This window comes from Streptomyces sp. NBC_00019 (genome assembly GCF_045041015.1).
Classification (GTDB): domain Bacteria; phylum Actinomycetota; class Actinomycetes; order Streptomycetales; family Streptomycetaceae; genus Streptomyces.
In genome coordinates this window covers 171,131-194,966 of sequence record NZ_CP108302.1, presented here as the reverse complement: position 1 = coordinate 194,966, position 23,836 = coordinate 171,131, and the positions used below count along the sequence as shown (strand labels likewise).

Below are 23,836 nucleotides of genomic sequence, written 5' to 3'. Positions count from 1 at the left end.
GTCAGTACTCCACTTGCTGGCTGCGGCGGCGGATGACGGTGACCTCGTCACGCTGGTTGCCGGTCGGGCCGTAGTAGTTGAAGGCGTAGGTGAACTGGGCGTAGCCGCCCGCGAGGTGGGTGGGCTTCAGAAGGAGCCTGGTCAGGGAGTTGTGGATGCCGCCGCGGCGGCCGCTGACCTCGGTCTTCGGGACGTTCACGTTGCGGTCCTGAGCGTGGTACATGTACACCGTTCCCTCGGGCATGCGGTGGGTGACCACGGCCCGGGCGGCGACGACACCGTTGCGGTTGTACGCCTCGATCCACTCGTTGTCCTTGACGCCGATCTTCTCGGCGTCCTCCAAGGACATCCAGATCGTGGGTCCGCCACGGGACAGATCGAGCATGTACTTGTTGTCCTGGTAGTTGGAGTGGATGGACCACTTGGAGTGCGGGGTCAGGTAGCGGACTGTCACTTCCGCCCGGTCCTTGTCGTGCAGGTGCTCGTCGCCGTAGTGCCGGGGAGTGTTCAACGGAGGCCGGTAGACCGGGAGTTGTTCGCCCAGTTCGGCGATCCAGTCGTGCTGGACGAAGAAGTGCTGGCGGCCGGTGAGGGTGTGCCAGGGCTTCTTGTGCTCGGTGTTGATGACGAACGGCGAGTAGCGGCGGCCGCCCGTCTCCGAGCCCGACCACTCGTACGACGTCATCACTGAACGGGGCTGGGTGCGCGTGTCGGCGAAAGTGATCCGCTCCGCCTCACGCTCGGCGGCGAGCTCGACCAGGCCCTCACTGCCGGTCTGCCGCTCCAGTTCGCGGAAGCCCTCGGTGGCCAGGCGTCCGTTGGTGGTGCCGGACAGGGCGAGGATCGCCTCGCACATGTGGCTCGCGGTGGCGAGCGAGGGCCGTCCGGCGGCGACTCCGTCCCGGACGGTGCCGTTGCGACGCCGCAGGTCCTCGATCTCCTGGTTCGGGTGGACGGTGACGCCCTTGGTGGTGGTGCCCAGGGTGTCAAGGAGCGGGCCGACGGCACGCATCTTCTGGGCGGTCGCGGCGTAGTCCCGCTCGATGACGACGAGCTTCGGCATGGTCCGCCCGGGGATGGGCTCGCACTCGCCGGCCTTCCAGTCCCGAACGCTGCCCGGCTGGGCGAGTTCGTCCGGGGTGTCGTGCAGCAGAGGCACGGCGAGGACGTCGATGCGGGTGCCGAGGTGGTCGGTGGCCAGTTCGCTGAACTTGTCGGCCATCGTGAGGAAGGTGTCGTAGTCGGTGCGAGCCTGCCAGGGCGGGGCGATGGCAGGGGTGAAGGCGTGCACGAAGGGGTGCATGTCCGTGCTGGACAGGTCGTCCTTCTCGTACCAGGTCGCGGCCGGCAGGACGACGTCGGAGAGCAGACCGGTGGAGGTCATCCGGAAGTCCATGGTGACCAGCAGGTCGAGCTTGCCCTCGGGGGCCTCCTCCCGCCACACCACCTCCTTCGGCCGGTGCTCGGGCGGGGTCTCCTCCGAGCGAACCGCCGCGTCGGTGCCGAGCAGGTGGCGCAGGAAGTACTCGTTGCCCTTGCCGGAGGAGCCCAGCAGGTTGGCCCGCCAGACGGTCAGCACGCGCGGGAAGTTGGCCGGGTCGTCGGGATCCTCGACGGCGAACCGCAGCCGCCCCGACTTGAGTTCCTCGACGATGTGCTCCGCGACCGGACGGCCCGCCCGCGCCGCCTCGTCCGTCAGGTCGAGCGGGTTTCGGTTGAAGCCGGGGTGCCCCGGCGTCCAGCCCAGGCGCACGGCCTGCGCCAGGCAGTCGGCGAACCCCTTGCCCTTGAACCGCCCTTCCCCGAGCGGGGACGCCAGCTCTTCGGGCCCGAACGCCTCGTAGCGCCACTGGTCGGAGTTGAGGTACCAGTACGAGGTGCCCGCCATGTGCCGGGTGGGCCGCTGCCAGTCGAAGGCGAATGACAGGTGCTGCTGGCCGGTGACCGGACGGACCTTCTCCTGGCCCACATAGTGCGCCCAGCCGCCGCCGTTGACGCCCTGACAGCCGGTCATCGTGGTCAGGGCCAGGAAAGCGCGATAGATGGTGTCGGAATGGAACCAGTGGTTGGTGCCCGCGCCCATCGCGATCATCGAACGGCCGTTGGTGCGCTCCGCGTTGCGGGCGAACTCCCGGGCGATCCGCGCCGCCTGCTCCGCCGGCACCGAGGTGATCGTCTCCTGCCAGGCCGGGGTGTAGGGCTCCGACGCGTCCTCGTACGACGACGGCCAGCTGCCCGGCAGATTCGGACGCCGCACCCCGTACTGAGCGAGCATCAGGTCGTAGACCGTTGTGACCAGGTGGCCGCCGATCCGGCGTACCGGCACACCGCGCACCATGACCGAGCCGCCCTCCGTGGTGCCCTCGTCGAAGCGGGGCAGCGCGATCTCGGCCGTGTCCTCCGCCCGCTCCAGAAGGCTCAACTCGGGGACGACGTCACCCAGTTCGAGATTCCAGCGGCCTCGCCCGGCTTCCCCCCACCGGAAGCCGAGCGAGCCGCCGGGGACCACGGGTTCGCCCGTGGCCCCGTCCAGGAGCACCGTCTTGGACTCGGCGTGCTCCGTGTCGTGTCCGAGATCGGCGGCGGTCAGGAACCCGTCCGGGACGAGCCCGCGCTCGTGCTCGCGCAGGGTCACCAGGAACGGCGCGTCGGTGAACTTGCGCATGTAGTCCTGGAAGTAGGGCACGTCGCGGTCGACGAGGAACTCACGCAGGATCACGTGGCCCATGGCCATCGCCAGCGCCCCGTCCGTGCCGGGGTGCGGGGCGAGCCACTCGTCGGCGTGCTTGACGTTGTCGGCGTAGTCCGGGCTGACCGCGACCACCTTGGTGCCGTTGTAGCGGGTTTCGGTGAGGAAGTGTGCGTCGGGCGTACGGGTCACGGGGATGTTGGATCCCCACATGATCAGGTAACCGGCGTTCCACCAGTCCGCGGCCTCCGGCACGTCGGTCTGGTCGCCGAAGACCTGCGGGGAGGCGATCGGCAGGTCGGCGTACCAGTCGTAGAACGACAGCAGGGTGCCGCCGATCAGGGAGTGGAACCGTGCCCCGGCCGCGAACGACGCCATCGACATCGCCGGGATGGGTGAGAAGCCCGCGACACGGTCGGGGCCGTACTCCTTGACCGTGTGCACCTGGGCGGCGGCGATCAACTCGCTCACCTCGTCCCAGTCGGCCCGCACCAGGCCGCCCTTGCCGCGGGCCCGCTTGTAGGCGCGCGCCTTCGCCGGGTCGGACGTGATCTCGGCCCAGGCCGCCACCGGGTCGCCCAGCCGCTTGCGCGCCTCGCGCCACAGCTTCAGCAACGCGCCCCGCACATACGGGTAGCGGACCCGGCTGGGGGAGTAGGTGTACCAGGAGAACGAGGCCCCGCGGGGGCAACCGCGCGGCTCGTACTCGGGACAGTCCGTGCCGATCGACGGGTAGTCGGTGGCCTGGTGCTCCCAGGTGATGATGCCGTCCTTGACGTAGACCATCCACGAGCACGAACCGGTGCAGTTGACCCCGTGGGTGGAGCGCACCACCTTGTCGTGCGACCAGCGGTCCCGGTAGAAGTCCTCCCACTGCGGATCGCCCGTGCCGAACACGGCACGCCCGTCGGCGGACACCTCGCGGCGGGTGAGCAGCCTGCGGGCGGCCAGCGGCCAGCTTTCACCGGCGCGCAGGGCCTCACGCCGTGCGTTCTGATCGTTCTCCATGGCCAGGAACGCTAGGTGGCGCGGACCCCCGTACACCTGGGGCCGGCGGTCCCTGCCGGATGACCTTCCGGCCCAATCCAGCTGGTCACAATAGGGTCCAATGGTCCCGGTGGTGGGTCCGGTCGGCCGGGGAGCCGGGTGCCGACGGCGTTGCATGCTGGGCATTGATCGAACCGAGGATGCCCATCTGTACGACCGCATTCCGTGCCTGCCAGGCCGCCAATTCCCCCGTCCCTGGCTGCCGCAGGTGTAGCGCGTACAGCGTGTGGCGCCCGTTCGGTCGTGCGTCCGGCCGCCCGTCGCGGCCGGACGCGCCGTCCTCGTCCCCGGCATCAGCGCCCGGGATGGGATACCCACCCGCATCGGCCGGCCGAGCCGGCCAGACCCGCAGGAGACACCGTCATGAGCGTGCTCACCCTCGCCTCGGCTCCCGAGGACGCCACGGCCCTCGAAAGCGCCGAGGCGCATCATGCCCGCCTGTCCGGGGAGCTGGCCGGACGGGTGAAGATGCTGCTCGCCGCCGTGGACGGCGGCCCGAGCGCAGCGGAGAGGATCCGCGCCGGGCTCGTGGCCTTTTGCGACCGTTCGCTGTTGCCGCACGCCGCAGCCGAGGAAGCCGCGCTCTACCCCGCCGCCCATGCCATGCCCGAGGCCCGCCTGCTGATCGAGAGCCTGATCGGCGAACACCGCTGCCTCGCGGCACTCGTGGAAGCCCTGCGCGCCGCACCCGGCCCTGCGGCTGCGGCGCCGGAGGCCCGGGCCCTACAGGTGCTCTTCGAGGAACACGTCGCCAAGGAGAACGGCCTCGTGCTGCCGCTGCTCGCCATGGCGCCGGAGGTCTCCCTGGCCGCGCTACTGGCGGACATGCACCATCGGTTCGCGAACGACACCCCCTCCCAGGGGGGCCAGGAAGACCACGACATGCAGGAACGGCAGACCGCTGAGACCGGAGGCTGCGGCGGGGCCTGCGGCTGCGGCGGCGCGGAGGAGACGGCCGAGCCCGAACTGGATGTGCGGGAGGTTCCGCACGCCCTGCGCCATGCCACGGTCTTCGGCGCGCTCGACGCCGTCCCGGCGGGAACCGCCATGCTGCTGGTCGCCCCGCACGACCCGCTGCCATTGCTCGCACAGATCGAACAGCGCAGCCCGGGTGTTTTCGCCGTGGAGTACCTGGAACGCGGCCCCGAAACCTGGCGGCTGCGGCTCAGCCACCGCTGACTCACGTCCATTCCCCGAGAAAAGAAGGACAACACGTCATGGACGCATCACGCCGTCGGGCCGGCACCCTGCTCGGGACGGTCGGTACAGCCCTGACAGTCGCGGGGCCGGTCATGGTGCTGCGCGGCCGAAGCGGCAGGAGGGAGATCCGTACCGAGCTGGCCGCCCAGAAGATCACCTTCCCCCGGCACGGGCTGCCCGCCGAACTGGCCGCCTATGCCGGCCACCGTGTGGAAACCGGCCCAGAAGCCCATGCCTACGCCGAGTTCATCAAGGGCAATCTCGCCCTTGCCACCGGTGGCCGCACGTATGCGGAGATCACCGCGGAGCTGCACGCCGCCGGAGGCGACGACGAGAAGCTCTCCAAACTGCGCCAGACCGCGTTCATGGGCCAGTCCCTGCGCGCCTCACTGATGTCCGCCTACCAGGCCTGGCACCTCACCACCCTGGTCACCGGCCTGGGAGCCGCACTGACCGGCGTCGGTGTCGCCCTGGTGGCCACCGCGGACGCCCTGGCCCCCCGCTCATCGAACCCTTCCTGAAGGGGACTTTCGGCCCTGTTGGAGAAGACCTTCGGCCGCCGCGCCGACCACCGCCGCCGGTGGATGCTGACGGCGACCGATCCGGAGGTATCCCGTGCACGACCACGTCGACCACCACCCTCGAGGCCGATTCCACCGCTGTCGCTCGCGGTGGGTGCCGCGCACGGTCCGGCCCGGTCACCGTCCGGCCGCCCGCCTCGTCTGCCCTGACTCCCGGGCGGCCGGACACAGCCTCAGGGCGCTGGGAAGGGCCGCGCGATGAACACCGCCACCCATGCCATACGCCACCAGCGGCATGACGCGGGGGAGCGGCCGTTCATCGTCATCTGGGAGTCCACCCGGGCCTGCCCGCTGGCCTGCGTGCACTGCCGCGCCGAGGCCGTGCCCGACCGCGACCCGCGCGAGCTGGACACCGCCGCCGCGAAGGACCTGCTCCACCAGGTGGCCGCCTTCGGGCAGCCCGCCCCGCTGTTCGTCATCACCGGCGGCGACCCCTTCCAGCGCTCCGACCTCACCGAACTCATCACCTACGGCCAGGAGATCGGCGTCCGGGTCGCGGTGTCCCCGTCCGGTACCCCCACGCTGGCACCGGAGCGGCTGCGGGATCTGCATGCGGCAGGCGCGGTCGGGCTCTCGCTGAGCCTGGACGGGTCCACCCCCGAAATCCACGACACCTTCCGCGGCGTCCCCGGGGTCTACCGCTGGACTCTGGACGCTTGGGACGCGGCCCGCGCCCTCGGTATGAAGGTGCAGATCAACACCACGGTCGCCCGGCACAACCTGCACGACCTTCCCGACATCGTCCGTCTGGTCGCCGAGCACGGGGCGATGCTGTGGAGCGCCTTCTTCCTGGTGCCCACGGGCCGTGGCCGCAGCCTCGGCGTGCTGACGTCCGGTGAGGTGGAGGACGTCCTCAACTTCGTCTACGACGTGGGCCTGACCGTCCCCGCCAAGACCACCGAGGCCCACCACTTCCGCCGTGTCGCCCTGCAGCGCCAGATCCTCGCCGCCACCGGCGACGACCACGTGCCGGTGCTCGAACTCGGTTCGCTGTACCGGGAGTTGCGTGAGCGGGCCGCCGAACTGGGCCTGGACGCCGGAGCACGCCGGGTACGGCGCCCGCCCCTGGACGTCAACGCGGGCCGCGGTTTCGTCTTCATCTCGCACACCGGCACCGTGCACCCGAGCGGCTTCCTGCCGCTGGGTGCCGGAAGCGTCCGGGAGACGCCGCTGACGGAGATCTACCGCACCTCGGAGCTGTTCACCGGCCTGCGAGACCCCGACCGGCTGGGCGGCAGGTGCGGTGCGTGCGAGTTCCGTCGGGTCTGCGGCGGCTCACGGTCCAGGGCGTACGGCGTCACCGGCGACCCGTACGCCGAGGAGCCATGGTGCGGCTACGTCCCCGGCTCCTTCCCCCACCAGCGGGAACTGGCCGCAACCCTGGGCGACAGCACTGAAACGGAGCCGCCCGTTCGTCCCCGTCCGACCGCTGCCCCGGGCGGCAAGGAGCGCCGTGTACAGCAAGAACGATGACCCGGCTGCGGGCGGTGGCAGCCCGCCCAACAGGTTCAAGGCGTCCGGCCTGCGCAGCCGCCACCTGGCCGCCCACGTCGTGGTCGCGGCCTGGGCGGTGCTCGCGCTGCTGGCGGCGACCGCACAGCAGACGCTGCCGGTGGCCCGCTGGCTGGCCATCCACCTGTTCCTGCTCGGCGCCGCCACCACCGCCATCGTGGTGTGGAGCGAGCACTTCGCCGTCGCCATGCTCCACGCCCCGCTGCCCGACCGGCGGTGGAGCAACGCCCGGCTGGCCGGCGTCAACATCGGGGCCGCCGGCGTCCTCACCGGCATATGGGCCGATCTGCCGGTCCTCACCGGTGCCGGCTGCGCGTTGCTGATCGCCGCGATCACCGCGCACCTGGTGGTGCTGGTCCGCATGGGCCGCGGCGCGCTCGGCGGACGTCTCGCCCCGATCGCCGACTACTACCGGGCCGCCGCGGCGGCGCTGGTCATCGGCGCCGTGCTGGGCTGGCTCCTGGCCACCGGCAAAGCCGGCCCGCAGCACTACACCGGGCTGAAGCTGGCCCATGTGCACGTCACCCTTCTCGGCTGGATCGGATTGCCCGTGCTGGGCACGCTGTTCATGCTGTGGCCCACCGTGCTGGGTGTGCGTATGGCCGAGCGCACCACCCTGCTGGCACGCCGGGTGCTGGTGCTGACCGGGGGCGGCCTGCTGATCGCGGTCGCCGGGCTGTCGGCCGGATGGCGTCCCGCCGCAGTATTCGGTACCGCCGGCTATGCGGCCGGTGTCACCGTCGCGGCGCAGCTGTTCGCCCGTACGGTGCGCCGGCGGCCCGCGATCTCGGCGGCCGCCGCGTGGATGCTGGCCGCCGCTGTCGGATGGCTGGTCGTCAGCGTGGTCGTGGACGTGGTCCTCCTGGCCGCACGGCCGCTCGGCGAGCTCCGCGAGGACATGGGATCCCTGGTCCCGATGCTGCTCGTCGGTCTCGTCGCGCAGGTCCTCATCGGCGCTCTCACCTACCTGCTGCCCATCGTGCTCGCCAGCGGTCCCAAGGAACGCGCCGTGCTGCGGGTGGTACTCGAACGGGGCTGGGTACCAAGGCTCGTCCTCCTCAACTCCGGCATAGCTCTGCTCGCGCTTCCGCTGCCCGGCCCCGTCGGCACGGCGGGCATGCTGCTGGCCGGGGCGGCCGGGGCCGCGTTCCTCGCGCTGGCGGTGCGCGTGATGGTCCGCAGCGGCCGGGGTCTCCTCCAGGACACGGACCGGGGCGCTGGCGTGTCGCGGCGCCCCGTCCTGTGGGGCACCGCCGCAGGTGCCGTAGTGACCGTGCTGGCCGTGCTCGTGGCGAACAGCGGCGACACCAGCGGCGGGGCGAGCGCCGCCGGGACGGCGGGTACGGGCAGCGGAACGATTCGCACGGTCGCCGTCACCCTGACCGACATGCGCATCCGTCCGGCCCGGATCGAGGTCGCCGCGGGCACCGCACTGCGGCTGAAGGTCACCAACGCCGACGCCCAGCGCCACGACCTCAAGGTCGAGGACGGACCCGCCACCCCGATGCTCGCCAAGGGCGACACCCGCGAGCTCGACCTCGGCCCGGTCACCGAGAACCGCGAGGCGTGGTGCACCCTGCCGGGCCACCGGGCGGCCGGGATGACCATGGACGTCGTCGTGAAGGACGCCACGGAAACCGACGGCGGCGGACACGAGGACCACACCTCGGCTGCCGCCGACGGCGGCGGCCTGGACCTCTCCGCCGACTTCTCCACCGGCTGGCAGGCACGCGAGGCCGACCTCGCCCCCGTGCCCGGCGGGACGGTGCACAAAGTCGAACTGCACGCCGCCCACACGACGGTGGAGGTCGCTCCGGGCGTGAAACAGCAGATGTGGACCTTCGGCGGCACCGCACCAGGGCCCACTCTGCACGGCAGGATCGGCGACGTCTTCGAGGTCACCCTCGTCAACGACGACCAGGGCATGGGCCACGGCATCGACTTCCACGCCGGCTCTCTCGCCCCCGACCGGCCCATGCGCACGATCCAGCCCGGAGAACGCCTGGTCTACCGGTTCCGCGCCGAGAAGGCCGGGGCATGGCTGTACCACTGCAGCACCGCACCGATGCTCCAGCACATCGGCAACGGCATGTACGGCGCCGTCGTCATCGACCCGCCGGGCCTGGCGAAGGTCGACCACGCATACGTGCTGGTCTCCTCCGAGCTCTACCTCGGCACGCCCGGCAGCACCGCCCAGGTGACGAAGATGCGTCAGAACACCCCGGACGCCTGGGTGTTCAACGGCATCGCCAACCAGTACGCCGAGCAGCCGCTGAAGGTGCAGGCCGGCGAGCGAGCCCGCTTCTGGGTGGTCGCCGCAGGTCCCAGCGACGGCATCGCCTTCCACGTCGTCGGCACCGTCTTCGACACCGTGTACAAGGAAGGCGCCTACCTGCTGAAGCCCGGGGATGCGGGCGGCGCACAGGTGCTGGACCTGGCTGCGGCGCAGGGCGGCTTCGTCGAGACGACGTTCCCCGAGGCCGGCCACTACGCCTTCGTCGACCACGACATGCGCCATACCGAGGCGGGCGCGCACGGCACGGTGGAGGTGAGCGACTGATGGACACCGTCGGTTGGTGGTCCGTGGTGCGGTTCGCACATGTGGCCGGCGCGGCCCTCTGGGTCGGCGGGCAACTGGCCCTCTCCCTGGTGATCCTGCCGCTCGCCCGCCACTTGCTCGCCCCGGAGGCCAAGGACACGTTCACCGCTGCAGCCGGCCGCCGGTTCGGGATACTCACCGGAGCGGTGTTCCTCCCCGTGCAGCTGGCCACCGGCTGGGCCATGGCCTGGCACAAGGGAGTCACGTGGGCTTCCCTCGCCGAACCCGGCTACGGCCGCACCCTGGCCACCAAACTCGCCCTGTTCGTGCTGGTGATGCTCGCAGCGGCTGGACACGGAATCGCCCACGCCAAGGGTCGCGCCGACCTGGCCCGCGCCCTCGCGGTCGTCTCCCTGGTCGGCTCACTCGGCGTCGTCCTGCTCGCGACGGCCCTGCCCGCCACTTGACCGGGGACCACGACGAAGAAGGAGGAGACATCATGCGCACCCAAGCAGTGCTGGACGCAGTCACCGTGGAATCGCTGCTGGCGGCCGCCGTATCAGCCCCGTCGATCCACAACACACAGCCCTGGCGCTTTCGCTTCGACCCCGACAGCCAGGTGCTGGAGGTCCGCTCGGTGCCGGAGCGGACACTGCCGCTGACCGACCCGATGCGCCGTGCCCAGTACTTGTCCGTCGGCGCGGCGCTCTTCAACCTCCGCCTCGCCGCCGTCCACCAGGGCCGGCGACCGGAGGTGAGGCTGTTGCCGGACCCGCACGACCTCGGCCTGCTGGCCGTCGTACGACTGACCGGCCCGCTCGGCACGGACGACCAGCCGGCGGCCCCTGGGCTCTACGAGGCCATCGCACGGCGCCGCACGAGCCGGAGGCCGTTCACCGGCCGCCCGGTGCCCGAACCGATCGTGGCGCAGATGACGTCGGCCGCGCACGCCGCCGGGGCACGCCTTCACCTACCGGACATCGCCGGGACACGGCGGCTGCTGCGCCTGACCGCCCAGGCCGAAGCACGCAATCACACCCACCCGGGGCGCAGCGCCGAAACCCGTAGATGGATCACAGCCCCGGGAGCGGACACCCTCTACGGGATTCCCGTCACCGCCCTCGGCCCGCCCGACGCCGGCGGGCGGGTGCCGATGCGGGACTTCACCGGCGCGCCGCCGCCCCTCCGGCTGCCGGCCCTGTGGTTCGAACGCCACGTCCAGCTGGCCCTGCTGTGGACGCCCCACGACCGGCGGGACGACTGGCTGCGGGCCGGTCAGGCCCTGCAGTACGTACTCCTCACGGCGACCGCTCACGGGCTGCGCACCTCGCTCCTGCACCAGGCCATGGAATGGCCCGACCTGCGGGCTGCGACGGCCCTCCCACGACACAAGCGGTGCCATCCGCACGTGCTGATCCGCTTCGGCTACGGCCCGGACGGTGCCGTCACACCACGAGGATTCGCCAAGCGGGCCCAGTAACGGCAGCACGGAGAGGTGGAGCGGGACCTCCTTCAGCAGGTTCAGGAGCGCTCCGCGCGGACCCACGCCGTCTCGCCGGAAAGGCGGTCACGCCTGCCTGAAGTGCCCACGGTCTCTTCTGCTCGCTCGACGCGCATCTGCCCATGGCAGTTTGGGGCCACCTCGCCGACCCGCCTCGAACGGACGGTGCGGACCCTGCACGCAGCGGGAGATCACGACGCGGGCCACGTGGCACAGCCCCAACCGGAGCCCGGCCGGCGTGCCTCACTCCAAACCGTGCGTTCCCTTCAGGCCGCGTCCGGTGACCAGCTCCGACTCGATCCGTACGAACACCGCGTCCTGCAGAGGCATCCAGGACGTGGGGCCGGACTGCGACAGCCGCTCGTGCTCGGCGGGATCGGTCACCACGGTGGCCCGGCCGGTGACGACGACACTCCAGCCGGACCGGGACACCGCGTCGAACTCGTCCGCCTCGAAGGCGACCACGACGCCGTCGACGGCGCGTACGAGGTCCGAGTCCGGCGAGGTCGACAGCAGGACGGAGGAGTCCGTGTCCAGGGAGAAGTTGATGGGGAGGACCGCGGGCAGGGCCTGCCGGGTGTAGACCACGCGGCCGACCGGCACCTTGGCGAGCAGGCGCAGGCACTCCTGTCGGTCGAGTCCGCGAAAGGCGTCGTTCTGGAACATCAGTCCATCGTCCCCGCGGTCGTCGTGCGGGGGGTAGGGCCGAGTGGCCCTACCCCACACCATGCGAAAGCGGCCCTCGTTGCGCGGGAGCCGCGCGGGCAACGCGGTACACGGGGCCGCGAGCAGGGACCGCCGGGTCCGAACCCAGGGACCCTCTGTCTGTCGGTAGGGACTCATGGCCCCATGCCTTGGTGAGCCCGGATGCGAAGAGTGGTGACCGGAAGGCGTTCCGCGGGCAACGGGCCCGCGGTGCACATGCGATCCCGGTCTCGCAGCACCACTGCGAAGAGGAAAAGGACGGACAACATGGTCCAGGAGTTGAAGCCGAAGAGCGGAAGCTCACCGTCGGGTGTGCCGGTGTCCCGCCAGGCATGGCTGATGCTGGCCCTGGCCACCGTCGGTTTCGCCGTGAACTTCTGGGCGTGGGCGCTGCTCAGCCCGCTCGGCCCCCGGTTCAAGGACGGCCTCGACCTGTCGTCGTTCGAGCAGTCGCTGCTGGTGGCGGTGCCTGTCGTGGTCGGCTCGCTGGGCCGCATCCCGGTCGGGGCGCTGACCGACCGGTTCGGCGGGCGGGTGATGTTCCCGATCGTGTCGGCGGCCACCATCGTGCCGGTGCTCTACCTCGGCCTGGCAGGGCACTCCTCCCTCGCGGCCTTGCTGTTCGGCGGCTTCTTCCTCGGCATCGGCGGCACCGCCTTCGCCGTCGGTGTGCCGTTCGTCAACGCCTGGTTCCCGCCCGAGCGGCGCGGCCTCGCCATCGGCGTCTTCGGCGCCGGCATGGGCGGCACCGCCATCAGTGCCCTGACCACGGTGAAGCTGGTCGACGCGAGCAGTATGTCCACCCCGTTCCTGATCACCGCCGCGGTGCTCGCCGTGTACGCCGTGACCGCCGCCCTGCTGCTGCGCGACGCTCCCGGCCGCACCGTGCCGACCGAGAGGCTGGCGCGCCGTCTGGCGGCGACGCTGCGGCTGGGAATCACCTGGCACGCATCCGCGCTGTACGCGGTCGCCTTCGGTGGCTACGTCGCGTTCTCCGTCTACCTGCCCACTTACCTCAAGACCGGCTACGGCCTGACTCAGGCCGACGCCGCCAACCGCATGGCCGGGTTCGTGCTCCTCGCCGTGGCGATGCGCCCGATCGGCGGCTGGCTGTCCGACCGCCTGGGCCCGGTCCGGGTACTGGCCGGCTCGCTGGCCGTGGTCGTGGCCGGTGCGGTCGTGCAGTCGTTCACCCCGGCCCTGGCACCGGTGGGCACGATTGCCTTCCTGGCCATGGCCGCCGCGCTCGGCGCGGGCAGTGGAGCGACCTTCGCCCTGGTGGCCAAGCGGACCCCGGCCAACCAGATCGGCTCGGTCACCGGTGTGGTCGGCGCCGCCGGCGGTCTGGGCGGCTTCCTGCCGCCGCTGGTGATGGGCTCGCTGTACGGCGAGTACGGGACATACGCCGCCGGCCTCGCCCTGCTCGCGATCGTGGCCGCCGCCGCGCTGGTCTTCACACTCACCGGTGTGCGCTCCGCAACCGAAGGCGGCGAGCGGAAGCCGCGCACCGGCCGTCGCCACGGGCACCGCACCGCAGGCACCACCGCGTAAGGACGAGCGACGAGAACGACGGGCCGGGAACAAGGGAGAAGACCGATGTGCGAGTACTGCGGCTGCCAGGCCCTGGAGACCATCGACGAACTGACCCAGGAGCACGAGGAGGTCGTCCGCCTCATCAGCCACCTCCGCCCGGCCCACCAGGCCGGCAGCGTTGCCCGGATGGCGGAGGTCTCCCGGGAGATCGCGAGGGTGCTCGGCCCGCACACCCAGGTCGAGGAGCAGGGCCTGTTCCCCGCCCTGGCCACGGACTTCCCCGACCGGATCGCCGCTCTTGAGGCCGAGCACCGTCGCATCGAGGCGGTGCTCGCCGAGGCCGCCGACGGTGCCACGCCCGAGGACCCGACCTGGCCGGACCGGCTGATGGAGGCGATGGCTCTGCTGCGCGACCACATCCTCAAGGAACAGGACGGCGTCTTCCCGGCCGCCCTCGCCAACCTCAGCACGGAGGAGTGGGAAGCGGTCGAGGCCGCACGCGTCACAGCGGGCAGCACCCTGTCCCGGTCAGCCCCCTGAAAGGCAGCCTCGTCCGCCTCCGGCAGGGCAGCAGTCCCGCAGGCTCCCTACCCTCTCTCACCGAGAGTGGGGGTACGGAGCTTTGCTGACTCGGCATGGTCACACGGAGCCGGGAACCGCCCTTGCACGCAGATGATCCCTGCCAAGCCCCGCATTGTTCGTGGTCTGGCTGTTGACCTTCCGGGGGGCGGCGGTCGTAGGGTCATGTGCTGCCGGAACCGATCGCAATTCGAACGGGCCCGCGGCGCCCGGGGCGGAGTGGCACGGTGAGCGTGGAGAGCAGCCGGGAACAGACGCGGACGGGCATGGACGGCGATCTGGTGGAGGCGCTGGTGCGCAGCCGCCGGTTCTTCACCCGGGCGGAGGTCTCCGACGACCTGCGCACCCTGTACCGAAACGGCGGCCGGGAGGCGGACGAGTTCTACCGGGACCGCTGGTCGCACGACAAGGTGGTGCGCTCCACGCACGGGGTGAACTGCACCGGCTCCTGCTCGTGGAAGGTGTACGTCAAGGACGGCATCATCACCTGGGAGGCCCAGCAGACCGACTATCCGTCCGTCGGCCCGGATCGCCCCGAGTACGAGCCGCGCGGCTGCCCGCGCGGTGCCGCCTTCTCCTGGTACACCTACTCGCCCACCCGGGTCCGCTACCCCTATGTGCGGGGCGTGCTGCTGCAGATGTATCGCGAGGCCAAGGCGCGCCTCGGTGACCCGGTGGCGGCCTGGGCGGACATCGTGTCCGACCCGGAGCGTGCCCGGCGTTACAAGGCCGCGCGCGGCAAGGGCGGCCTGGTGCGGGCGAGTTGGGAGGAGGCGGTGGAGATGGTCGCCGCCGCCCATGTGCACACCATCAAGGAGCACGGCCCGGACCGGCTGGCCGGCTTCTCGCCGATCCCGGCGATGTCGATGGTCTCCCACGCGGCCGGTGCCCGCTTCTACTCACTGCTCGGCGGCGCGATGCTGTCCTTCTACGACTGGTACGCGGACCTGCCCGTGGCCTCGCCGCAGGTGTTCGGGGACCAGACGGACGTACCGGAGTCGGGGGACTGGTGGGACGCCGGCTATCTGATCATGTGGGGGTCGAACGTGCCCGTGACCCGCACGCCGGACGCGCACTGGATGGCCGAGGCCCGCTACCGCGGCCAGAAGGTCGTCGCCGTGTCCCCGGACTATGCGGACAACGTGAAGTTCGCCGACGAGTGGCTTCCCGCGCAGCCCGGCACCGACGGCGCGCTGGCGATGGCCATGGGGCATGTGATCCTCAAGGAGTTCTTCGTCGACCGCAGCACGCCGTACTTCACCCAGTACGTCAAGAAGTACACGGATCTGCCCTTCCTGGTCGCCCTCGACGAGGCCGAGGACCGGCCGGGCACCTTCACGCCGGGCAAGTTCCTGACCGCCGCCGACCTCGGCGGCGAGTATGCGGAGGCCGAGCACGCGGAGTTCCGGACCGTGCTGCTGGACGCGGCCACCGGCCGGCCGGTGGTGCCCAATGGCACGCTCGGCGACCGTTACGGCGAGAGCGGCGCCGGCAAGTGGAACCTCGAGCTCGGCGACATCCAACCGTTGCTCTCCGCCGAGGGCGGCGACGAGGCCCCGGTGACCGTCGACCTGGCCCGCTTCGACGCCCCGGACGGCAGCGCGGCGCTACTGCGGCGCGGCGTACCCGTTCAGCGGGTCGCCGGGCGGCTGGTGACCACGGTGTACGACCTGCTGCTGGCCCAGTATGGAGTGGCCCGCGACGGACTGCCCGGTCGGTGGCCGTCCTCGTACGAGGATGCGGAGGAGCCGTACACCCCGGCCTGGCAGGCGGCGATCACCGGAGTGGAGGCCGGGAAGGCGGCGCGGATCGCGCGGGAGTTCGCGGCCAATGCCGAGGAGTCCGGTGGCCGTTCGATGATCATCATGGGGGCTGGTACCAACCACTGGTTCCACTCCGACACCATCTACCGCGCGTTTTTGACGTTGACCACGCTGACCGGCTGTCAGGGGGTCAACGGCGGTGGCTGGGCGCACTACGTCGGGCAGGAGAAGGTCCGCCCGATCACCGGCTACTCGGCGATCGCCACCGCCGCCGACTGGAACCGCCCGGCCCGGCTGATGATCCAGACCGCGTACTGGTACCTGCACGCCGACCAGTTCCGCTACGACCCGTTCTCCGCGGACACCCTCGCCGCGGCCGGTCCGGGCACGGGCGGTCCGTTCGCCGGGAAGAGCACGGCGGATGTGATCGCGCAGTCGGCGCGGATGGGCTGGATGCCGTCGTATCCGACCTTCGACCGCAACCCCCTCGACCTGGCCGACGAGGCCGACAGCGCGGGCCGTCCGGTCGCCGAGCATGTGGTGGACGAACTGAAGGCCGGGCGGTTGCGGTTCGCGGGCGAGGACCCGGACGCACCCGAGAACTTCCCCCGGGTGCTGACCGTCTGGCGGGCCAATCTGCTGGGCTCCTCGGCCAAGGGCAACGAGTACTTCCTCAAGCACCTGCTCGGCACCGACCACTCGGTGCGGGCGACCGAGGCGCCACCGGACGCCCGCCCCCGAGACGTGGTGTGGCGGGAGGAGGCACCCGAGGGCAAGCTGGACCTGCTGCTGTCCCTGGACTTCCGCATGACCAGCACCACGGTGTTCTCGGACGTCGTCCTGCCCGCCGCGACCTGGTACGAGAAACACGACCTGTCCAGCACGGACATGCACCCCTTCGTGCACGCCTTCAACCCGGCCATCGCCCCACCGTGGCAGACCCGCACCGACTGGGACGCCTTCCACACCATTGCCAAGGAGTTCAGCCGCCAGGCCGCCGATCACCTGGGCGTCCGCAAGGACGTGGTCGCCGCCGCGCTGCAGCACGACACTCCGGACGAGATGGCCAACCCGCACGGCCGGGTCCTCGACTGGAAAGCGGGGGAGTGCGAGCCGGTGCCCGGCCGCACGATGCCGAAGCTGGTGACCGTGGAACGAGACTACGCCGCCGTCGCCGACAAGATGGGTGCTCTCGGCCCCCTGCTGGACACCCTGGGAGCGACCACCAAGGGCGTCACGTTCAAGGTCGACCGCGAGCTGGAGTACCTGCGCCACAAGAACGGCACCGTGCGCGGCGGCACGGCCGACGGGCGGCCCTCGATCGCCCGTGACACACACGCCTGCGAGGCGATTCTCGCCCTGTCCGGCACCACCAACGGGCACCTGGCCACCCAGGGCTTCCACACCCTCGAAGCCCGCACCGGCACACAACTCGCGGACCTGGCCGCCGAACACGAGGGCAAGCAGATCACCTTCGCCGACACCCAGGCCGCCCCCGTGCCGGTCATCACCTCACCGGAATGGTCCGGCTCCGAGAGCGGAGGACGCCGCTACTCCCCGTTCACCATCAACGTCGAGCGCCTCAAGCCCTGGCACACTCTCACCGGCCGCCAGCACTTCTACCTCGACCACGACTGGATCACCGCACTCGGCGAACAACTCCCCGTCTACCGTCCACCGTTGAACATGCACGCCCTGTTCGACGAGCCCCGCATCGGCGAGACGGGCGAGCTCGGCGTGACGGTGCGCTACCTGACCCCGCACAACAAGTGGTCCATCCACTCCGAGTACCAGGACAACCTCTTCATGCTCTCGCTGTCCCGGGGCGGCCCGACCATCTGGATGAGCACGCAGGACGCGGCCAAGGTCGGAGTGAAGGACAACGACTGGGTGGAGGCGGTCAACCGCAACGGCGTGGTCGCCGCCCGCGCGGTCGTCTCGCACCGCATGCCGGAGGGCACGGTCTACATGCACCATGCCCAGGACCGCCTCATCGACGTGCCCCGCACCGAGACCACGGGCCGTCGCGGCGGCATCCACAACTCCCTGACCCGCCTGCTGATCAAACCCAGCCATCTGATCGGCGGCTACGCCCAGCTCTCCTACGCCTTCAACTACCTGGGCCCGACCGGCAACCAGCGTGACGAGGTCACCGTCATCCGCCGCCGCAGCAACCAGGAGGTGACGTACTGATGCGCGTCATGGCTCAGATGGCGATGGTGATGAACCTCGACAAGTGCATCGGCTGCCACACCTGCTCGGTCACCTGCAAACAGGCGTGGACCAACCGCACCGGCGTCGAGTACGTGTGGTTCAACAACGTCGAGACCCGCCCCGGCCAGGGCTACCCCCGCCGCTACGAGGACCAGGACACCTGGAAGGGCGGCTGGGAGCTGAACAAGAAGGGCCGCCTCGCGCTGAAGGCGGGCGGCCGGTTCAAGAAGCTGATCCAGATCTTCTCCAACCCGGTGCTGCCGTCCCTCGACGACTACTACGAGCCCTGGACCTACGACTACGAGACCCTGACCAACGCCCCGCTCCAGGAGCACACCCCGGTCGCCCGCCCCAAGTCCCTGATCTCCGGCAAGGACATGAAGATCTCCTGGTCCGCGAACTGGGACGACGACCTCGGCGGATCGGCTGCGACCAGCGAGCAGGACGTGTTGCTGAACGAGGTCTCGGAGAAGATCAAGTTCGAGTTCGAGCAGACCTTCATGTTCTACCTGCCGCGGATCTGCGAACACTGCCTCAACCCGTCCTGCGCGGCCTCCTGCCCCTCCGGCGCCATCTACAAGCGGGAGGAGGACGGCATCGTCCTGGTCGACCAGGACAAGTGCCGGGGCTGGCGGATGTGCGTGACGGGCTGCCCGTACAAGAAGGTGTACTTCAACCACCGCACCGGCAAGGCCGAGAAGTGCACCTTCTGCTTCCCCCGCGTCGAGGTCGGCCTGCCCACCGTCTGCTCCGAGACCTGTGTGGGCCGGCTGCGCTATATCGGGCTCGTCCTCTACGACGCCGATCGCGTCCTGGAAGCCGCCTCCACCCCCGAAGACACCGGCCTGTACGAGGCCCAGCGGAAGGTCTTCCTCGACCCGAACGACCCCGCCGTCGTACGGGCGGCGGAGCAGGCGGGCATCCCGCGGGACTGGATCGAGGCCGCGCAGCGTTCCCCGATCCACGCGCTGATCAACACCTACAAGGTGGCCCTGCCGCTTCATCCCGAGTACCGCACCATGCCCATGGTCTGGTACATCCCGCCGTTGTCCCCGGTGGTCGACGCCGTCCGCGACACCGGCCAGGACGCCGAGCACCACCGCAACCTCTTCGCCGCCGTCGACGCCCTGCGCATCCCCGTCGACTACCTCGCCCAGCTCTTCACCGCGGGCGACCCGGCCCCCGTCGACATGGTCCTGCACCGGCTGGCCGCGATGCGCGCGTACATGCGCGATATCAACTTGGGACGCGAACCGAACGAAGCCATCCCCAAGGCGGTCGGCATGACCGGCGAGCAGGTCTACGACATGTACCGACTGCTGGCACTGGCGAAGTACGACGAGCGGTACGTCATCCCGCCCGCCCATGCTGAACAGGCCCACAAACTGGAGGAGTTGGCCACCGAGTGCAGCCTCGACTACGAAGGCGGCCCCGGCATGGGCGGCTCCGGCCCCTTCGGCGAGACCTCCGGCGGCGCCGCCCCCATCGCCGTGGAGAACTTCCACGCCCTGCGCGACCGACAGACCTCCGACACCCCGGCCACGCCGACCGACAAAGCCACCCGCGTGAACCTCCTCAACTGGGACGGCAAGAGCTCCCCACCCGGCCTCTTCCCGCCGGCCGCGGACGACGAGAACGGCTCCGTGACATGAAGCACCTGGCCACGCATGCCCGCAACGCCATGGCCTGGCAGGCCCAGTCCCTACTGCTGGCCTACCCCGACGACCAGCTCCCCGACCGCCTCACCCTGGCACTCAAGGTCGCCGCCACTCAGCCGCGGTCGGTGGGACATCCCCTCGTGCGCTTCGTCGAACGCGTCGACCGCACCCCACTGACGGAGCTGGCCGCCACCTACGTCGCCACCTTCGACCACCGCAAACGCTGCTGTCTCTACCTGACCTACTACGCACACGGCGACACCCGGAAACGCGGCCTCGCCCTGCTACGGCTGAAGCAGACCTACACCGCGGCCGGATGGCACCTCGCCGACAACGAACTGCCCGACCACCTCGCCGTCGTCCTGGAATTCGCCGCCACCGACCCCGCCGCCGGAGCGCGCCTGCTCACCGAACACCGCGCCGGCCTGGAACTCCTCCGCCTGGCCCTGAACGACGACAGCTCGCCCTGGGCGCACATCCTGGACTCCGTATCCGCCACCCTGCCCGCCCTCGCCGGCGACGACCGCGAAGCCGTCATGCGTCTGGCCGCCCAGGGCCCGCCCGAGGAGCAGGTCGGACTCGACCCGTACGCATCCCCCGTCTTCCTGCCCGACCCCGTTGTAGGAGGTCCCCGATGACGGCACCCGCGCAGCCCCACACCCTGGCCGCGGAGGCAGGCACCGGTGGCAACCTCCTGTGGGTCGCCCTGCCCTACGTCTGCCTCGCGGTGTTCGTCCTCGGCCACGTCTGGCGCTACCGCTACGACAAGTTCGGCTGGACCACCCGCTCCTCCCAGCTCTACGAGAACCGACTGCTGCGCATCGGCAGCCCGCTCTTCCACTTCGGAATCCTCGTCGTGCTCCTCGGCCACATCGGCGGTCTGGTCATCCCCAAGAGCTGGACCGAGACGATCGGGGTGAGCGAGCACACGTACCACATCGGCGCGGTCGTCCTCGGGACCATCGCAGGCGTCGCCACACTCGGCGGGCTGGCCATCCTGATCTACCGGCGTCGCACCGTAGGCCCGGTCTTCTCCGCCACCACCCGCAACGACAAGGCCATGTACGTCTCTCTGACGGTGACCCTCGTGCTCGGCCTGTCCGCGACGGTGGCTGCCAATGTCGTCGGCGGCGGCTACGACTACCGCGAAACCATCTCCCCGTGGTTCCGCTCCATCTTCTACTTCCAGCCCGATCCGGACCTGATGACCGGCGCCCCGGTGCTGTTCCAGCTCCACGCCGCAAGTGCCCTGCTGCTGTTCGCGGCCTGGCCCTTCACCCGGCTCGTCCACATGCTCACCGCGCCGCTGGGCTATCTGACCCGCCCCTACATCGTCTACCGAAGCCGCGACGCACGGCTCGGCGCGCGCCGTCCGCGTCGGGGCTGGGATCGAGTGGGGTCGTGAACGGCTGGTCCACCGACCAGAGCGGAGAGACGCGCGTCGACACCGATCGTTGAAGGTGCGCGTCATGCTTCTGCCTGGTCATGAGTGTCCGCGACCGTATCGCCCGCGATCTGCACGACCTGGTCATCGACGACTTGGAGAGCAACCACCGAATCCCTTGGCTTCACCCCGGCGCTACGTATGACCGGCCTGCTCGACAACGCGGTTCCGCACTGGCCAACCTCCACTCCCGGGCTCAGGAACTCGGCGTCACCGTCATCCGCGTTCCGAAAGATCCCAGAAGCCGCGGTCTACTGGGCCGCTGTGGCTGCCTGGCCGTAGTAGGCGGTGCGCATCAGTTTCTGCATGTCGTCGAGCATCGGCATGCGCGGGTTGGCGGGCGCGCACTGGTCTTCGTAGGCGTTGAGGGCCTGTTGGGGCAGGGCCGTGAGGTAGCTCTGCTCGTCCACGCCCAGGGCCTGGAACGAGGGCTCGATGTCCACGGCGGCACGGAGCCGTTCCACGGCGGAGGCCAGGGATTCCACGCCCTGTGCTGGGGTGGCGGCGGGCAGGCCGAGTGTGCGGGCGATGTCCTGGAAGCGTTCCGGGGCGCGGTAGCTCTCGTACTTGGGCCAGCCGGTCAGCTTGGTGGGCACGGTGCCGTTGTAGCGGATGACGTGCGGGAGCAGGACCGCGTTGGTGCGACCGTGGGCGATGTGGAAGGTGGCGCCGAGGGTGTGCGACATGGCGTGGACGATGCCGAGGAAGGCGTTGCCGAAGGCCATGCCCGCGATGGTGCCGGCGTTGTGCATCTTCTCCCGGGCCTCGGGGCTGCCCGCACGGTCGTTCACGGCTGCGTCGAGGTGATCGAAGATGAGGCGGACGGCGTGCAGGGCGGGTCCGTCGGTGAAGTCGTTGGCGTAGACGGAGACGTACGCCTCGATGGCGTGGGTGAGGGCGTCGAAGCCGCTGTCGGCGGCCAGGGCCGGGGGCAGTTGGGCGGTGAGCAGGGGGTCGACGATGGCCACGCTGGGGGTGAGGGCGTAGTCGGCCAGCGGGTACTTCTTGCCGGTGGCGGGGTCGGAGATGACGGCGAACGGGGTGACCTCGGCGCCGGTTCCCGATGTCGTGGGGATGCACACCAGCCGGGCACGCTTGCCCAGGACAGGGAAGCGGAAGGCGCGCTTGCGGATGTCGGAGAACTTCTGCCGCATGTCGGCGAAGTCGATGTCCGGGTGCTCGTACAGCAGCCACATCACCTTCGCGGCGTCCATCGGGGAGCCACCGCCGAGCGCGATGATCGTGTCCGGGCGGAAGTCCCGCATGAGGCGGGCGCCGTGCTGGACGGAAGAGATGCTGGGCTCGGGTTCGACGTTGTCGATGATCTGCAGGGTCACCGGCTCGGGTCGGCGTTGCAGGACTCGGCTCACCCGGTCGACGAAGCCGAGTCGGGTCATCGTCGCGTCGGTGACGATCGTGACGCGGTGGACGTCCGGCATGGAGGTCAGGTAGCGGATGGCCTGCGGCTCGAAGTAGATCTTCGGCGGCACCTTGAACCACTGGAGGTTGTTGTGGCGGGTGCCGACCCGCTTGACGTTCAGCAGCTGGGCGGCGGTGACGTTGTTGGACACCGACGTGCTGCCCCAGGATCCGCAGCCCAGCGTCAGTGAGGGCAGCAGGCTGTTGTAGACGCCGCCGATGGCGCCCTGGGAGGAGGGCGAGTTGACGATGATCCGTACGGTCTTCATGCGACGGCCGTACGCTTCCGCGAGCTCGCGGTCCTCGGTGTGGATGACTGAGCTGTGGCCCTGGCCGTGGAAGGCGACCATGTCGGCGGCCAGATCGAAGCCCTGGGCCTGGGAACCCGCGCGGAGCACGGTGAGCACCGGGCACAGTTTCTCTCGGGTCAACGGCTCGTCCGGGCCGACCCGTTCGGCCTCGACCAGAATGACGGACGTGTCGGCAGGCACGGTGAACCCGGCCTGCTCGGCGATCCACACCGGGCTCTGCCCGACGGCCGCGGCGTTGACCTTGGGCTCGCAGCCGCTGCCCGCCGAGCCGACGGGAAACAGGAACGCCTCCAGCTTCGCCTTCTCCTCGGCGGACGCCAGGTGGGCGTGCAGGGTGCGGAACTCGGCGAGCGCCGCGTCGTAGATCTCGGAGTCGAGGATGACGGCCTGTTCGGAGGCGCAGATCATGCCGTTGTCGAAGGACTTGGACAGCACCAGGTCGTTGACGGCCCGGCGCAGCTTGGCGCTCTTGTGGACGTACGCGGGGACGTTGCCGGCGCCGACGCCGAGGGCGGGCTTTCCCGCGGAGTAGGCGGCCTTGACCATGGCGTTGCCACCGGTGGCGAGGATGAGCGCGACGCCCGGGTGGTGCATCAGCGTGTCGGTCGCCTCGAGGGAGGGGGTCTCGATCCACTGCACGCAGTGCTCCGGTGCCCCTGCGGCGATGGCCGCGTCGCGGACGACGCGGGCCGCCTCCGCGCTGCAGCGCTGGGCGGAGGGGTGGAAGGCGAAGACGACCGGGTTGCGGGTCTTCAGTGCCATCAGGGCCTTGAAGATCGTGGTGGAGGTGGGGTTGGTGACGGGCGTGATCGCGCAGACCACGCCGACCGGCTCAGCGATCTCGACGATGTCCTCGATGTCGTCGCGGGCTATGACTCCGACGGTCTTCAACTGTCGGGGGTGGTGGGCTTGCCGTGGTCCTTACCGGCCATGAAGATACGCCTCCGTCGTCGAGTTCGCAGCGTGGGTGAGGAACGGCACTGTGGGGGATCAGTACCGCTCCCATCACCACTGTCGCTCCTGACAGGCCCGGCACTCAGGCGCCGAAGGTCCCCGACGGTGTCCCTATCGGCCCCAATCCGGCGGACCGGTGAGGCTCCCGTGAGCTCCGAAGGCAGGGAGGAGACGAGCACCCCCCGGG

At 70.3% G+C, this 23,836-nt stretch carries 15 protein-coding genes; 12 read left to right on the top strand and 3 right to left on the bottom strand.

The annotated features are described in order from the left end of the window. Window position 1 precedes the first annotated feature (1 nt). Window positions 2–3,697, bottom strand: coding sequence for a nitrate reductase subunit alpha (locus OHU89_RS00925; RefSeq protein WP_405638900.1), 3,696 nt, complete (start codon window positions 3,695–3,697; stop codon window positions 2–4). Between the two features lie 402 nt (window positions 3,698–4,099). Here OHU89_RS00925 and OHU89_RS00920 point away from each other — a divergent pair, with 402 nt between their 5' ends. The 6 genes from OHU89_RS00920 (at window position 4,100) to OHU89_RS00895 (ending at window position 11,048) form a co-directional block, all read left to right on the top strand. Then, a complete protein-coding gene (locus OHU89_RS00920; RefSeq protein WP_405638899.1) occupies window positions 4,100–4,915 on the top strand; it encodes a DUF2249 domain-containing protein in 816 nt (271 codons plus the stop codon). A gap of 38 nt (window positions 4,916–4,953) precedes the next feature. After that, window positions 4,954–5,457 carry a hypothetical protein gene (locus OHU89_RS00915; protein WP_405638897.1) on the top strand — a complete coding sequence of 168 codons (504 nt, stop codon included), beginning with the start codon at window positions 4,954–4,956 and terminating at the stop codon, window positions 5,455–5,457. Between the two features lie 258 nt (window positions 5,458–5,715). Further along, window positions 5,716–6,990, top strand: coding sequence for a TIGR04053 family radical SAM/SPASM domain-containing protein (locus OHU89_RS00910; RefSeq protein ID WP_405638895.1), 1,275 nt, complete (start codon window positions 5,716–5,718; stop codon window positions 6,988–6,990). Then, window positions 6,971–9,589 (top strand): multicopper oxidase domain-containing protein, encoded by a 2,619-nt coding sequence (locus tag OHU89_RS00905; RefSeq protein ID WP_405638893.1) that lies wholly within the window; start codon window positions 6,971–6,973, stop codon window positions 9,587–9,589. The genes OHU89_RS00910 and OHU89_RS00905 overlap by 20 nt, the downstream gene beginning before the upstream one ends. After that, complete coding sequence (locus OHU89_RS00900) at window positions 9,589–10,035, top strand: hypothetical protein (RefSeq protein ID WP_405638891.1); 447 nt, start codon at window positions 9,589–9,591, stop codon at window positions 10,033–10,035. The genes OHU89_RS00905 and OHU89_RS00900 overlap by 1 nt, the downstream gene beginning before the upstream one ends. 32 nt (window positions 10,036–10,067) lie before the next feature. Further along, window positions 10,068–11,048, top strand: coding sequence for an Acg family FMN-binding oxidoreductase (locus OHU89_RS00895; protein ID WP_405638889.1), 981 nt, complete (start codon window positions 10,068–10,070; stop codon window positions 11,046–11,048). A gap of 264 nt (window positions 11,049–11,312) precedes the next feature. On the opposite strand, the gene OHU89_RS00890 is transcribed toward OHU89_RS00895, so the two are convergent. Further along, the gene (locus OHU89_RS00890; protein ID WP_405638887.1) at window positions 11,313–11,735 is read right to left on the bottom strand and encodes a pyridoxamine 5'-phosphate oxidase family protein; all 423 of its coding nucleotides are present in this window, start codon (window positions 11,733–11,735) and stop codon (window positions 11,313–11,315) included. 378 nt (window positions 11,736–12,113) lie between these two features. On the opposite strand from OHU89_RS00890, the gene OHU89_RS00885 reads away from it, so the two are divergent. The 6 genes from OHU89_RS00885 to narI all read left to right on the top strand — a co-directional run bounded on the left by OHU89_RS00885 (window position 12,114) and on the right by narI (window position 20,926). After that, complete coding sequence (locus tag OHU89_RS00885; protein WP_405654242.1) at window positions 12,114–13,325, top strand: MFS transporter; 1,212 nt, start codon at window positions 12,114–12,116, stop codon at window positions 13,323–13,325. Window positions 13,326–13,370: 45 nt separating this feature from the next. Further along, window positions 13,371–13,847: a hemerythrin domain-containing protein gene (locus tag OHU89_RS00880; RefSeq protein ID WP_405638886.1), complete on the top strand. Its 477-nt coding sequence runs from the start codon at window positions 13,371–13,373 to the stop codon at window positions 13,845–13,847. A gap of 305 nt (window positions 13,848–14,152) precedes the next feature. Beyond that, window positions 14,153–17,842 carry a nitrate reductase subunit alpha gene (locus tag OHU89_RS00875; protein WP_405654239.1) on the top strand — a complete coding sequence of 1,230 codons (3,690 nt, stop codon included), beginning with the start codon at window positions 14,153–14,155 and terminating at the stop codon, window positions 17,840–17,842. Further along, complete coding sequence (gene narH / locus OHU89_RS00870; RefSeq protein ID WP_405638884.1) at window positions 17,842–19,515, top strand: nitrate reductase subunit beta; 1,674 nt, start codon at window positions 17,842–17,844, stop codon at window positions 19,513–19,515. Before OHU89_RS00875 ends, narH begins: the two co-directional genes overlap by 1 nt. Next, a complete protein-coding gene (gene narJ / locus OHU89_RS00865; protein ID WP_405638882.1) occupies window positions 19,512–20,159 on the top strand; it encodes a nitrate reductase molybdenum cofactor assembly chaperone in 648 nt (215 codons plus the stop codon). Before narH ends, narJ begins: the two co-directional genes overlap by 4 nt. Then, a complete protein-coding gene (gene narI, locus OHU89_RS00860) occupies window positions 20,156–20,926 on the top strand; it encodes a respiratory nitrate reductase subunit gamma (protein WP_405638880.1) in 771 nt (256 codons plus the stop codon). The genes narJ and narI overlap by 4 nt, the downstream gene beginning before the upstream one ends. Before the next feature lie 290 nt (window positions 20,927–21,216). Here the strand turns inward: narI and adhE are convergent, their stop codons facing one another. Then, on the bottom strand, window positions 21,217–23,586 hold the full coding sequence (gene adhE / locus OHU89_RS00855) for a bifunctional acetaldehyde-CoA/alcohol dehydrogenase (protein WP_405638878.1): 2,370 nt from the start codon (window positions 23,584–23,586) through the stop codon (window positions 21,217–21,219). Between the last annotated feature and the right edge of the window lie 250 nt (window positions 23,587–23,836).

What these genes read in the sequence shown, in the direction of transcription:
- OHU89_RS00900 (WP_405638891.1), top strand. Translation starts at nt 9,589, where the DNA reads ATGGACACCGTCGGTTGGTGGTCCGTGGTGCGGTTCGCACATGTGGCC.
- OHU89_RS00920 (WP_405638899.1), top strand. Translation starts at nt 4,100, where the DNA reads ATGAGCGTGCTCACCCTCGCCTCGGCTCCCGAGGACGCCACGGCCCTC.
- narJ (WP_405638882.1), top strand. Translation starts at nt 19,512, where the DNA reads ATGAAGCACCTGGCCACGCATGCCCGCAACGCCATGGCCTGGCAGGCC.
- OHU89_RS00925 (WP_405638900.1), bottom strand. Translation starts at nt 3,697, where the DNA reads ATGGAGAACGATCAGAACGCACGGCGTGAGGCCCTGCGCGCCGGTGAA.
- OHU89_RS00910 (WP_405638895.1), top strand. Translation starts at nt 5,716, where the DNA reads ATGAACACCGCCACCCATGCCATACGCCACCAGCGGCATGACGCGGGG.
- narH (WP_405638884.1), top strand. Translation starts at nt 17,842, where the DNA reads ATGCGCGTCATGGCTCAGATGGCGATGGTGATGAACCTCGACAAGTGC.
- OHU89_RS00890 (WP_405638887.1), bottom strand. Translation starts at nt 11,735, where the DNA reads ATGTTCCAGAACGACGCCTTTCGCGGACTCGACCGACAGGAGTGCCTG.
- OHU89_RS00895 (WP_405638889.1), top strand. Translation starts at nt 10,068, where the DNA reads ATGCGCACCCAAGCAGTGCTGGACGCAGTCACCGTGGAATCGCTGCTG.
- OHU89_RS00885 (WP_405654242.1), top strand. Translation starts at nt 12,114, where the DNA reads ATGCTGGCCCTGGCCACCGTCGGTTTCGCCGTGAACTTCTGGGCGTGG.
- OHU89_RS00915 (WP_405638897.1), top strand. Translation starts at nt 4,954, where the DNA reads ATGGACGCATCACGCCGTCGGGCCGGCACCCTGCTCGGGACGGTCGGT.
- narI (WP_405638880.1), top strand. Translation starts at nt 20,156, where the DNA reads ATGACGGCACCCGCGCAGCCCCACACCCTGGCCGCGGAGGCAGGCACC.
- OHU89_RS00880 (WP_405638886.1), top strand. Translation starts at nt 13,371, where the DNA reads ATGTGCGAGTACTGCGGCTGCCAGGCCCTGGAGACCATCGACGAACTG.
- OHU89_RS00875 (WP_405654239.1), top strand. Translation starts at nt 14,153, where the DNA reads ATGGACGGCGATCTGGTGGAGGCGCTGGTGCGCAGCCGCCGGTTCTTC.